The organism is Kamptonema sp. PCC 6506, from assembly GCF_000180455.1.
In the GTDB taxonomy this organism is placed as follows: domain Bacteria; phylum Cyanobacteriota; class Cyanobacteriia; order Cyanobacteriales; family Microcoleaceae; genus Kamptonema; species Kamptonema formosum.
The window spans coordinates 1-11,538 of sequence record NZ_CACA01000240.1 but is presented as its reverse complement, the minus strand read 5'-3'; the positions used below and the strand labels follow the sequence as shown (position 1 = coordinate 11,538).

Here is an 11,538-nt window from a genome sequence, read left to right as displayed (position 1 = left end):
TCTTCTCCCTTCTTCCTTCTTCCTTCTACTTATAACTATCAAAACTGCACTGAAAATGAACCAATTACTCTCAAAGGTTCCCCAACTTCAATTCTTGTTCTGCCATTAGGTGTTCCTGGAGAGTAGTCAGTATTAAAAATGTTCTTAACATTGATTGCGAAGCGCCAATTGTCTCGACGGTAAAAAATAGCAGCATCAGTAAGGAAATAACTATCCAACTGGAAACTGTTATCAAGATCCCCTTCTCGTTCCCCAACGTAGTTAAATCCAATTCCGAAGCCTAACCCTTGTAACTCACCGGTTTGAATGGTGTAAGTCGTCCACATACTGGCGCTATGTTTGGGAACACCAATCAAGCGATTACCCACTTCAATTGCATTATCCTTGGTAACTTCAGCATCCGTGTAAGCGTAGCCACCAATAATATTCCATCCCGGCAGAATCTCACCAGAAAGATCCAACTCTACGCCTCGACTTCGTTGTTCGCCTGTTGCTATAGAGAAAAATGAATCGTTGGGGTCAGTAGTGGCAACATTTTTTTTGGTAATGTCAAAATACGCCAAAGTAGCAGAAAGTCTATTTTGGAATAATTCAGTTTTAAGACCGAATTCAAATCCCTCACCTTCTTCGGGTGCTAAGAGACTACCATCGGCGGAAGTTGCTGTGACGGGAAGAAACGATCGCGAATAACTGCCGTAGAGAGAAATCTCTGGAATAGGTTGATATACAATTCCCACTCGCGGCGTAAAAGCATCATTAGTTTCAGTATTTTTCACATCAGTAGAACGGAAAAACCCCTCTAAACTACCGATTGTTTGCTCTACCGTGTCGTAGCGGATGCCAGCCAGCAGTTTTAAATTATCAAGGACTGCAATTTGATCTTGTAAATAGACTCCTATTCTGTTGACCTCTAGCTTTTGATCGAAGAAACCAGGAATATTTTGAAATTCAGGCCTGGGAACAGATCCATATACTGGATCGAAGACATTTAATGGTGTCGGTAAGCCAAAATCCAGCCTTCCAATTCCTTCGTCATCCAATCGATTCAAATCAACCCCCGCTAAGAGGGTATGCTTCACTGAACCTGTGGCGAAGTTTCCCACAATATTTGTTTGTAGGGAGTAATTTTTACTGTCTAAGTCAAACCCACCGTAATAGCGCTCGGCAATGCCAGTTGCCTCATCAAATGTGAAGGGGAACGAAGCAAATCTTTGCTCGGTATGTCTATCTGAATATCGAAATGCGTTACGAAATTTCCAGTTATCACTAAACCGATGTTCAAAGTCATATCCAACAGTGAAAAGTTGGATTTTTGTGGAATCGTCTGGCTCTCCAAAGATGCGACGGCGAGGAGTATCGAGCAGTCGATCGCCCACAGCAATTCTACCAAAGTCTAGAGGTTGCTGGATGTCTGAATATTGCAATAGAACTGTGAAATCAGTGCGATCGCTAATTTTCCAAGTTATCACTGGCGCAACTAGGACTCGATCGATATCTTGGTCAAAGTCACGAAACCCTTCTGAGTGTTCGTAAACTGCATTCAATCGATAGAGTAAACTACCATCGGAGGTTAAGGGGCCGGAAATATCAAGGCGAGGACGAGCAAACCCATAATTGCCTAACTGAACTTCACCCTCGTAAAATGGAGTTGACAGCGGCAGTTTGGTAACAACGTTAATAACACCGCCCGGTTGAACTTCACCAAATAAGATTGAAGCTGGCCCTTTGAGAACTTCGATGCGCTCAATGTTTGCCGTGTCTGGCAACAATTCAGACCCTTGTATAGCACCATACTCTCTGAAACCATTAGTCAAAACAGGAGCATTACTAAAACCACGAATAGCGATACTTAATCCCTGACCTTCTCCACCACCGTCAAAGGTAATACCGCTGACGTTGCGTAGTGCGTCCTCTGCTCGGATCGCTTGTTGATCTTCTATGACTTCTTGAGGAATTACTTGGATCGACTGAGGAACGTCTCGAATTGGCGTATCGGTTCTGGTTGCAGTGGAAGCATTGGGAGCGAGATAGGGAGTTGCTTGTCTGGCGGTGACGGTGATATTAATTTCTTCATCAGCCGTGACACTTAAAGTTAAACCACTTGCGCTTCTAATTACATCTGCTATTGGCAATCTTTCTTGCCCGGTAATGCTGATGCGAATGCTATTAGCATCAACATTTGTCACTGTGACTGAAGTAATCCCTTCAAAGGGATTTTCCGCCTTAAATTCTCCACCTCCCGGTAAGGCTAATTGAGCATTAGAAATCTCTGCAATTAAAGTTGTGCCGGAAGTCCTAGTATTTGCTCGTAACACTTGCCCTGCTGCTGTTTCTAAAATAACTTCTAAACCTGCGGGAGTTGGGTTTAGTTGTACGCCTGTAACTTGTACGACTGATTGAGAGATTTGTACGTTTTCAGAAAATGTAAAACTTGCTTGCGATCGCTGAAAAAATCCTTCAACATTGGTGTTATGTTGCTCGATTTCATCTAATTTCGGTATTTCTGCTGTTGGCTCTTTTGGCTGCGCTGTCGGTTCAATATTAGGAGTAGGAGCAGCGCGATCGCGATTGTATTCTGGATCGAGTGTTAAGTCGGAATTGGGTTTTCGGTCAAGATTTTCTATAGCTAGCTTGACTTCTAACTCCTCGCTTTGGGATGAGGGCTTTTGTTCAATCGGTTTTTCGCGATCGCTCGCAGATGCGATCGCCCACCATTGAGCGCGATCGTCCTCTTTTGAGCGATTTATTGAACTCGGATCGGGGGCGATCGCAGGTTCTACTTCAGTTCGGTCTAAATTAGTGCCTTCAGAGAAACTCCTTGGCCCTGCCGCTGCTACTGGCATGATACCAACGCCTAGCAGTGCAACACAGAAAAACGGTAGAGACAGCTTCATTTTCACACCACACACTTAAAAAATTGAGACGTAAGCCATCTGTAAGTAAGAGTGAAGACACCGATTGACTTGCACCCCGTCAGTTGTACTCTCCTGAAAGCGTATCCGTGCGATCGCTGTTTCAATCTAGTTTCCGGGTACAAGTGGCGATCGTGCCAGCATTGTCAACAATCAAGCACTTATCAGTAACTATTCGCATTAACTTTGTAAGATTACAATACTCTCTTATCAATGTCAAGCAAAAATTTCAATTCTAATTAAGAATTTTTGTTATTTTTTGAGTGCGTTACGCCACTAGACTATAAAGGATTTTAGGCTGTAATCCTAGTGAAGTCTTTCGCTATAAGCTATATATAGCGGCAATCTTGGCAGCAAAAAAGAAGACTTTGCTTATGTCTTCGAGCGGTAACTTATAAGAATTAAAATTATTAATAGCACCTGCACAAATAATAATTAGAGCCAAGCAATACTAAAACTAATTAAGAATTATTTTGAATAAAGTATTGCAACAGCCAGATAAAATCTCTTGAAGAAAAAAGCGCGATCGCAGACCTCAAGATTTCAGGGTGAGAAAGAATAAGTGTAAAAAGTGGAAGGGATCGACCTTGAAAGCATTAAGGATGAATAACTTCGCTCCGATCCTTCATAATCGATCCTTCCACTGATAGCGTCTTAACCATCTTCACCAGTCGTAGATTCCGGCGCAGGCTCCTCATAAGCTGGTTCTGGCGCAGGTTCTTCATAAGCTGGTTCCTCATAAGCTGGTTCTGGCGCAGGTTCCTCATAAGCAGGTTCCTCATAAGCAGGCTCCTCATAGGCAGGTTCCTCATAGGCAGGTTCCTCATAGGCAGGTTCCTCATAGACAGGTTCCTCATAAGCTGGTTCTGGCGCAGGCTCCTCATAAGCAGGCTCCGGCGCAGGTTCCTCATAAGCTGGTTCCGGTGCAGGCTCTTCATAAGCAGGTTCCGGTGCAGGCTCCTCATAAGCAGGTTCCGGTGCAGGCTCTTCATAAGCAGGTTCCGGCGGTGGCGCTTGCTCCACAGGTTCCGGCGGTGGCGCTTGCTCCACAGGTTCCGGTGGTGGCGCTTGCTCCACAGGTTCCGGTGGTGCTGGCGTATCAGGTGTAAAGTTGCTGGGTTCGGGAGGTACATCAACTATTTCGGAAAAAGGAGCCTGCCTCTGATTGTTAGCTTCAGCTTCGGCTTCTGCTGCTTGGCGACTGGCTTCTTCTTGCTGTTGCTGCAAGCGATCGCGATTTTCAGCGTCACGAGCGGAGCCTTCCATACCATGATTGGCCCTAACTCTTTGCCACCGTTCCTCGCCGCCTGTTGATGGAGCATAGCGTGCCTCCCGCGCGGCTTCAATAGCAGCTCGGTCTGCTTCTTCGTCACCGCTGGAGCCTAACACTTCCACGTCAACGGCTCTACCTTTGGAATCTACCCTCACTCTCAAACGGGTATCGCCTATAGCTTCACCAAGGGAGTCCTTGCGTTCGTATTGGTATTCGCAGGAACCCTGACAAGCACCCCTACCTCGTCCTGAATTTGTACCTAAACCGTCTCTGTTTCCTTCTGAGTTATTGGTTTTGGTTCCAGTATTTGTTGACGCTTCAACAGTCGGGGCACTTTTGCTAGTGCCTGTACCTGTATCTGTACCTGTGTCTGTTGTGGTTGTTGTACCTGTGCCTGTACCTATACCTGTACCTGTATCTGTACCTGTGTCTGTTGTGGTTGTCGTACCTGTGCCTGTACCTATACCTGTACCTGTTCCTGTATCTGTACCTTTTGTTTCTGTTGCCGTGCCTTTGGAGCTAGTTGAGGCTTTAGATAAGTCTCCCAACTTTTTCACATCCTGCGATGCAGTCGATGTAGTTGATGCCGAAGGAGCGATCGCTGCGGGTGTTGCTACTGGTGATGGTTCTGGGGAGGCGACTACTGTTGTTTCCGGTGTTGTTTCCGGTGTTGCTTCTGGGGAGGCGACTACTGTTGGTTCCGGTGCTAGTTCTGGGGAAGCGACTACTGTTGGTTCCGGTGCTGGTTCGGGGGAGGCAACTACTGGTTCCGGTGCTGGTTCGGGGGAGGCGACTACTGGTTCTGGTGCTGGTTCGGGGGAGGCGACTACTGTTGGTTCCGGTGCTGGTTCGGGGGAGGCAACTACTGGTTCCGGTGCTGGTTCGGGGGAGGCGACTACTGGTTCCGGTGTTGGTTCGGGGGCAGTTGGCTCAGCAGTTTTAGAGCCAATAGGAGATTCTAGAACAGAGCCTTCAACTGGCTTGAACTCTTGCGGAGGAATATCTTTGGCAATTTTGGGATCGGGTTCTAGTTCGGCGTTAGTATCCTCAACTACAACAATCTCAATTGGCTCTTCTGCTAGTTCCAGCGATCGCTCCAAAAAACCGCTAGCGCCGACAGCTAGCAATACAACGTGCAGCGCTGCTGAACCTGCGAGACTGTAGATCAGAAACTTCTTAAGAGCCTCCTGCTCTTTTTGTCGCTGCTCTGTACAAATACTTGACAAGCTCATATTCTCCAAACCCTCGCAAACGGGACATTGCCTTATGGCTACCAACTTAAAGATTTCAGCCCCAAATGACTTTATCTTTAATAAGCCGAACTTAAACACAAATTTGTTGCTTTTGATATTCTCATATCTGCTGTGATTATTGCAAGTTAATTGCAAAACAATATGACTTTAATTTATTATTCGTTACACAACTTAATGAAACTTAAGATAAATTAAAGCTTGTAAGGGCTTTTCTCGACCCGATCGCCCTTCAAAGCTGCTTAAATACGAGGTTTTCCGCTTATAGCTCACAGTTAGCGTTTGCGATAGCTCGGCGAGCGCTTAAATATTAAGTTTTATTAAATTCAAAATTGTTGCAAATTAATATCAGATACTCTTAGAAGTATTGACAAAATTCTCAAAAATTTTAAGCGACTGTAATGGCAATAGATAGATTATTTACAGCCGGCGGCGCGGTCATGTGGCCGTTGCTGGGATTTTCGGTAGTGGGAACGGCACTGATCGTAGAGCGGGTGAGATTTTGGTATCGAGTGATGAAACGGCAGGCTCCCGTCATTAAACAAGCACTCAGGTTCTACCAGTTGGAAAATTTAGTGGGTACGATCGAACTGCTCAAACAAAATGCCGACTTACCGCTACCCAGGATTTTTCTGGCCGCATTGGAACTCGAAGACCCAAATCCAGAAGAATTTCGCTTAGCGCTAGAAAGTGAAGCCCAAGCTGAGATCCCAAATTTGAAGCGATTCAACAACTTTTTCGACACTATTATCAGCCTTTCACCTCTGTTTGGGCTTCTCGGCACCGTCTTGGGTTTGATTACCTCCTTTGCCTCTCTGAAAGTGGGGGATGTGGGAGGTAGTAAAACGGCAGGTGTTACTTCTGGGATTAGTGAAGCTTTGGTTTCTACTGCATCGGGATTAGTAGTGGCTATTTTCATAATGATGTTCGCCAATACATTTAGAGGATTTTACCTCCGCCAAATTGCGCTAATTCAGGAATACTGCGGTCAGCTAGAATTGCTTTACCGCCATCGCTACGAACGAAAAGAGAGGTCTTATGCGTCTACAAGATGAACCGGATTTACCAGCACAAATAAATATTGTGCCGATGATCGATGTGATTTTTGCGATTTTGACGTTTTTCATCATGTCAACTTTGTACTTAACTCGTTCTGAAGGGTTGCCAGTGAACTTGCCAAAAGCAGGAACAGCACAAAGTGGACAGCCAGCAAAAGCGACGGTAACGATTGATTTGCAGGGGAAGTTGTGGCTGAACCGCCAGCCAGTTCAGTTGGAGAACCTTGCAGGCGCAGTTGGTCAGCAAGTCAAGCCTGGTGAAGATTTGTTAGTGGTGTTAAATGCGGATAAAGGTGTTTATCACGGTAGAGTGATTGAGGTGATGGATCGAGTGCGTCAGGTGAAGGGGGCAAAGTTGGCGATCGCTACACAAAAATAGTAATCCCATCAACGTAGAAATATCAATCAGCATTCAATATACAAAACCGCCAGACGCTTATATCTCTAGGCGGTTGGCGGTTAAGATTTTTTATGGTAGACTTACTCAGGCACAAAACACACTCCTAAATTTGGTAACAGCAAGTAGAATCGCCGTTGAGCCTGAGATGGTAAAAGCTCAGAACATCATATAGAGTTCTAGGGGTAAAGACCCAACCCAGACCAACCGCAGAACAGTGGAAATCTTGAGTTATCGAGCAAGGCAGTTGCAATTCCATTAAAACTCATCAGCAGGATAGCTGTAAACGTTAGGAGCGATAAAGTCTCTGCGACCGCTGCCTCTTTCAGGAGCACGCTCGCCCTTTTGTTGGGTTTGTGCTGAAAGCATATGTAGGGCAGCGCTGGATTGAAATTCTTCAATTGACTGGTATTCGATCGCTTGAACATTAGCGCCGAAGCTGATACCGAACAGGGCGAAGAAAATAATGGCTGTGTAGGTTTTCATGAGTAGTGTCCGTCTCTGTGTCCAATACCTGATACGGACAATCCCCTAACCAATCCGGACACTATTTTTCTAAATTCTTAAGCTCAAACAAAAATCCCGCTCCAAGGAGCGGGAAAGCCATCAGGGTGCATCTACTGTATTAATCTAGCACGGTAGGGGGTGTAACCCCTCGCTGTCTTCACAAAAGTTTACATAAGCTCTAAATCTGGTTATTTGGGTGAGATTGATTGACAAAAATATCTTAATATGTATTATCAGAGTAAGAGCGAGTGTGAGGCGATCGCCAACATCTTTGCCAAAGGGTCTGACAAGGAAGTTGTTCTGGTTTTTCACCAAACAGATATTGAATTTGATATTGAATATGACTAATTCTCGTAAGCTTCGGGCTCCATTATTTACCCGCATTTTCGGTATTATACTAGGTATTACCGTTATCATCTGGTTACTTAGAGGTTTTGGCATACTAACATTCATTCCTGGCGGTATTTTATGGCTGCTACTTTTACTTTCTATTGGAACGGGAATTCTCAGCACTCTCCAGAGAAGATAATTGGGCCTAGCTAGAAAGAAGTATTTTCGTCAAAAAAACCGGTTTCTTTGGTTGGGTGCGCGAGTCCTCAAGAAAAAAATTTTCTGATTAATTAGCAATTACCCCTTCCTTTTCATCGCCTTGCCGACAGTCACATTTAACTGAGCACCTAAAAGCATTACCAAAGAGCTGAAATTAAGCCATAATAGCAAAATAATAAAAGTTCCAATAGTGCCGTAAGTCCAGTTATAATTACCAAAATGAGAAACATAAAACCGCAACAAACCAGAGATTCCCGCCCAACAAATAGCGGCGAGAATTGCTCCGGGTAAAATCGGCGTTCCTCGGCGGTGACGACTGGGCCCGTAGCGATAGATAAAGGCGAAGGCAAATGATACAATCCCTAAAGTAATTGGCCAGCGCCACAACTTCCAAACAGCTAACAACTTTGACTCTAGCGGACAAGATTGGAGGGGTAGTAATTGGCAATTAGAGATATCTTGGAACGGGCAATTTGATACGGTTTCTAGAAAGCAACTTTGACGAGCTACAATTTGCACAATTAGATCGCTGATAAATACAACTCCGCAAGCTAAAATCAATAGCATAATTGTCCCGATACTCAATCCTATAGAAACAAGTTTGGCTTTCCAAAAAGGTCGAATTCGATCGGCAGGAATTTGATGGATTTGATCGAGTGCAGCCATCGCTGCACTTAAAACTCCAGAAAATGCCCAAAGTGTCCCAATAAAACTGACAGAAAATATCTCTTGGTTGCGAGTTTGGAGGATTTCTTGGATTAAACTACGAATTAAAGTGCGAACTTCATTCGGGACTATCTCCCCTAACAGCCGCGCCATTTGATAAAGTGTAGACTGTAAGGATTCAAATAAAGCAATTGCTGCGATCGCAGCTAAAAGTGCAGGGAATAGGGCTAACATGGCATTGTAGGCCATTTCAGCGGACAATCCCAGCAAGCGCTGCTTTCCAGCGCGATCGCCAACTTCCTTGAGAGTTGTCCAGTTTAGGTGGCCAAAGAAATTGAAAAAACGACGCGAACGCCTAATTATGTATCTCAGGAGTCTCCAAAGCCCCTGAAACATAGCTAAAATAAGGTGGCGCAAATTACGAAAAATGTTCATTATGGCTGATGGCTGATGGCAGGATAACTAGCAACTGGCAGGATGTGCAATTTTATTTTCTCCTTTTTTAATGGGGGTGGTAAGTTCTAATGATTATAAAGTAACCGCTTTGCTCCTCCCTAGCTATGCTAAAAAAGGGGAAAGAACAGTAAGTTGCAATTAGCAATTAGCAATTAGCAATTAGCAATTAGCAATTAGCAATTAGCAATTAGCAATTAGCAATTAGCAATTAGCAATTAGCAATTAATAATTAAAACTCGATATGACTCAGGATATCAGGCAGTGGTTAAATGAAATTAAGGCTCTGCAACAGCAGTTAACAGAAGTTGTGCGCGATCGCGAAGCAGCCTTAGAGAGTGCGGCCCAATGGCGACAACTCTACAACACAGAAGCACAGCAGCGACGGGCGGAAGCTAAGCTAAATCAGCAAACGATTGCAGCTTTGCAAGCACAAATTCAGAAACTTCAGAGTTTCTCTTCAAGCATAGCGGATGAAAATAAGGCTGTAACTGCACTCAATCAAGAGGTTGAACAACTACAAACCCTGGAAGAAGTGAAAGCAAAACTTATAGAAGTGCTACTGGAACGCGATCGCGCCCGCGAAGAAATTAATAACTTAGCATCCACCCTCAAAGCAGAACAACTTCACCATGCTGAAACTCGTAAAAGTTTAACCTCCGCCCTGGGAGATGCTGTTGACTTACTCGCCAAGGGGCAAAATGCCCGTCAGGTAGAAGTCGATTTCGTCTCCGATCCAAACGATCCAAATTACTCTGCTTCCAGCGAACTTCCAGCTTCTAAAAACCCTTTAATTCAACTACCACATCTAAAATCTTAGGGAATTTTGAGTGGCGAGTTTTGAATTTATAGTAAGCCAGGAGTAGATTCAGATCGCTACGAGCAAATAGAAAGCGATCGCATAAATTATAGGCGCGATCCACTTCTATTTGCTACCTAAATTAGCAGAAAACTAGCCGAGGCGATCGCACTTTTAGTGACACCAATAGTAACAGCCAACTGCTCTCCAGTCAAGAGATTTTTGATGATTGTTCCTCGCTCATTTTCCGTGAAATCTAACTGGCTGAAACTCAAACCACCAGTTAATCCAATCGAGTCTTGACCAATAGTAAAATCACCAATAGTATCAAATCCATAACCCGCTTTTAATACAAAGATATCGTTACCGCTACCGCCAATTAAACTATCACTTCCTAAGTCTCCATAAAGAATGTCATCACTTTTTCCACCCGTGATAGTATCATTGTCTTTACCGCCGTAAATAGTATCATTGCCTGCACAACCAGCTAAGACATCTGATTGTTCGTTACCACTGATTAGATCGTTACCTTCACCGCCACAGATGGTATCATTTTCCTGATTTCCCAATAGGTAGTCATTACCTTCACTGCCAAATATTGTGTCCTTACCTTTGCCTCCATATAAAACATCATTATCCTTGCCACCGTCGATAAAATCATCATTTCTATTACCAAAAATGGTGTCATTATCTTCTAGGCCATTTAGTAAGTCATTACTTTTCCCTCCGAAGATTAAATCAGCGCCATAATCGCCAAGAATAATATCATTATTTTCATCTCCTAACAGGATGTCATCACCTTTGCCACCATTAATAAAGTCATTGCCATAATTACCGTTAAGGATGTCTATACTGTCGCCACCATATAGATTATCATCCCCTGATTTAGCATCGAATATATTGCCAGAATTGCTGCCTAAAAACTCATCATTTTTTATCGTACCTATTTGAAGGTTATATATACCAAATATACGGTTTTCAACTGAGTTTGGTTGGTTTAAGTCGGGATAAGAAATTGTCTCGCAGATGCAATCATCATTGGGGATGTTGTTAGTTATTGGAATTGGTGTTGGAGTTACTGATGGCGTTGGAATTGGTGTTGAAGTTGGAGTTACTGATGGCGTTGGAATTGGTGTTGGTGTTACCGATGGCGTTAGTGTTGGTGTCGGTGTTGGTGTTAACGATGGCGTTGGTATTGGTGTCGGTGTTGGTGTTACCGATGGCGTTGGTATTGGTGTCGGTGTCGGTGTTGGTGTTACCGATGGCGTTGGAATTGGCGTTGGAATTGGCGTTGGTGTTACCGATGGCGTTGGAATTGGCGTTGGAATTGGCGTTGGTGTTACCGATGGCGTTGGAATTGGCGTTGGAATTGGCGTTGGAATTGGTGTCGGTGTTGGAATTGGCGTTGGAATTGGAATTGGTGTTGGCGTTGGTGTTGCGATATCATTATCAGTAATATTGCTAGTAATCGGGTTAATACTAATAGCATCATAGTTGACATCGCTACTACTTGCTGCGTAATTAATTGTGCTAGTATGATTGCCTTCAACTAGGTTATCATTTACGGCTGTGACTGTGACTGTTTGCGGTACATTCCAGTTAGCTGAAGTGAAAGTTAACGTACTGGCACTACTGGTACTTTGACTATCTGGGTTAATAGCAATTGCGACATCA

Annotated in this window: 11 protein-coding genes; 6 read left to right on the top strand and 5 right to left on the bottom strand. The window is 44.1% G+C overall.

What is annotated here, in order from left to right; genetic code table 11:
* Positions 1 to 38: 38 nt before the first annotated feature.
* Positions 39 to 2,894, bottom strand: a complete 2,856-nt coding sequence (locus tag OSCI_RS12380) for a TonB-dependent siderophore receptor (protein ID WP_148288833.1) — start codon at positions 2,892 to 2,894, stop codon at positions 39 to 41.
* 83 nt (positions 2,895 to 2,977) lie between these two features.
* Here OSCI_RS12380 and OSCI_RS31470 point away from each other — a divergent pair, with 83 nt between their 5' ends.
* Positions 2,978 to 3,151 carry a hypothetical protein gene (locus tag OSCI_RS31470; RefSeq protein WP_007355296.1) on the top strand — a complete coding sequence of 58 codons (174 nt, stop codon included), beginning with the start codon at positions 2,978 to 2,980 and terminating at the stop codon, positions 3,149 to 3,151.
* A gap of 415 nt (positions 3,152 to 3,566) precedes the next feature.
* Here the strand turns inward: OSCI_RS31470 and OSCI_RS12375 are convergent, their stop codons facing one another.
* The gene (locus OSCI_RS12375; protein WP_007355295.1) at positions 3,567 to 5,417 is read right to left on the bottom strand and encodes a TonB family protein; all 1,851 of its coding nucleotides are present in this window, start codon (positions 5,415 to 5,417) and stop codon (positions 3,567 to 3,569) included.
* Between the two features lie 419 nt (positions 5,418 to 5,836).
* Between OSCI_RS12375 and OSCI_RS12370 the strand changes: the two genes are divergently transcribed.
* Positions 5,837 to 6,490 (top strand): MotA/TolQ/ExbB proton channel family protein, encoded by a 654-nt coding sequence (locus OSCI_RS12370; protein WP_007355294.1) that lies wholly within the window; start codon positions 5,837 to 5,839, stop codon positions 6,488 to 6,490.
* Positions 6,474 to 6,872, top strand: coding sequence for an ExbD/TolR family protein (locus OSCI_RS12365; RefSeq protein WP_007355293.1), 399 nt, complete (start codon positions 6,474 to 6,476; stop codon positions 6,870 to 6,872). Before OSCI_RS12370 ends, OSCI_RS12365 begins: the two co-directional genes overlap by 17 nt.
* A 276-nt stretch (positions 6,873 to 7,148) precedes the next feature.
* Here the strand turns inward: OSCI_RS12365 and patX are convergent, their stop codons facing one another.
* Positions 7,149 to 7,376 carry a heterocyst-inhibiting protein PatX gene (gene patX, locus OSCI_RS12360; RefSeq protein WP_007355291.1) on the bottom strand — a complete coding sequence of 76 codons (228 nt, stop codon included), beginning with the start codon at positions 7,374 to 7,376 and terminating at the stop codon, positions 7,149 to 7,151.
* 246 nt (positions 7,377 to 7,622) lie between these two features.
* Between patX and OSCI_RS31970 the strand changes: the two genes are divergently transcribed.
* Together OSCI_RS31970 and OSCI_RS28455 are read left to right on the top strand one after the other, a co-directional pair.
* Complete coding sequence (locus tag OSCI_RS31970) at positions 7,623 to 7,745, top strand: hypothetical protein (RefSeq protein WP_267879531.1); 123 nt, start codon at positions 7,623 to 7,625, stop codon at positions 7,743 to 7,745.
* Entirely contained in the window at positions 7,738 to 7,926 is a 189-nt protein-coding gene (locus tag OSCI_RS28455) for a hypothetical protein (RefSeq protein WP_071592448.1), read from the top strand. The genes OSCI_RS31970 and OSCI_RS28455 overlap by 8 nt, the downstream gene beginning before the upstream one ends.
* Positions 7,927 to 8,024: 98 nt before the next feature.
* Here the strand turns inward: OSCI_RS28455 and OSCI_RS12350 are convergent, their stop codons facing one another.
* The gene (locus OSCI_RS12350; RefSeq protein ID WP_007355290.1) at positions 8,025 to 9,047 is read right to left on the bottom strand and encodes a YihY/virulence factor BrkB family protein; all 1,023 of its coding nucleotides are present in this window, start codon (positions 9,045 to 9,047) and stop codon (positions 8,025 to 8,027) included.
* Between the two features lie 262 nt (positions 9,048 to 9,309).
* Between OSCI_RS12350 and OSCI_RS12345 the strand changes: the two genes are divergently transcribed.
* Positions 9,310 to 9,885: a hypothetical protein gene (locus OSCI_RS12345; protein ID WP_007355289.1), complete on the top strand. Its 576-nt coding sequence runs from the start codon at positions 9,310 to 9,312 to the stop codon at positions 9,883 to 9,885.
* A gap of 116 nt (positions 9,886 to 10,001) precedes the next feature.
* On the opposite strand, the gene OSCI_RS12340 is transcribed toward OSCI_RS12345, so the two are convergent.
* The coding region (locus OSCI_RS12340) for a calcium-binding protein (protein ID WP_420705287.1) at positions 10,002 to 11,538 on the bottom strand (1,537 nt) is incomplete at its 5' end.

Bases quoted from the DNA above. Each gene is read 5' to 3' on its own strand.
- OSCI_RS12380 (WP_148288833.1), bottom strand. From the start codon at position 2,894: ATGAAGCTGTCTCTACCGTTTTTCTGTGTTGCACTGCTAGGCGTTGGT.
- OSCI_RS12375 (WP_007355295.1), bottom strand. From the start codon at position 5,417: ATGAGCTTGTCAAGTATTTGTACAGAGCAGCGACAAAAAGAGCAGGAG.
- OSCI_RS12370 (WP_007355294.1), top strand. From the start codon at position 5,837: ATGGCAATAGATAGATTATTTACAGCCGGCGGCGCGGTCATGTGGCCG.
- OSCI_RS12365 (WP_007355293.1), top strand. From the start codon at position 6,474: ATGCGTCTACAAGATGAACCGGATTTACCAGCACAAATAAATATTGTG.
- patX (WP_007355291.1), bottom strand. From the start codon at position 7,376: ATGAAAACCTACACAGCCATTATTTTCTTCGCCCTGTTCGGTATCAGC.
- OSCI_RS31970 (WP_267879531.1), top strand. From the start codon at position 7,623: ATGTATTATCAGAGTAAGAGCGAGTGTGAGGCGATCGCCAACATCTTT.
- OSCI_RS28455 (WP_071592448.1), top strand. From the start codon at position 7,738: ATGACTAATTCTCGTAAGCTTCGGGCTCCATTATTTACCCGCATTTTC.
- OSCI_RS12350 (WP_007355290.1), bottom strand. From the start codon at position 9,047: ATGAACATTTTTCGTAATTTGCGCCACCTTATTTTAGCTATGTTTCAG.
- OSCI_RS12345 (WP_007355289.1), top strand. From the start codon at position 9,310: ATGACTCAGGATATCAGGCAGTGGTTAAATGAAATTAAGGCTCTGCAA.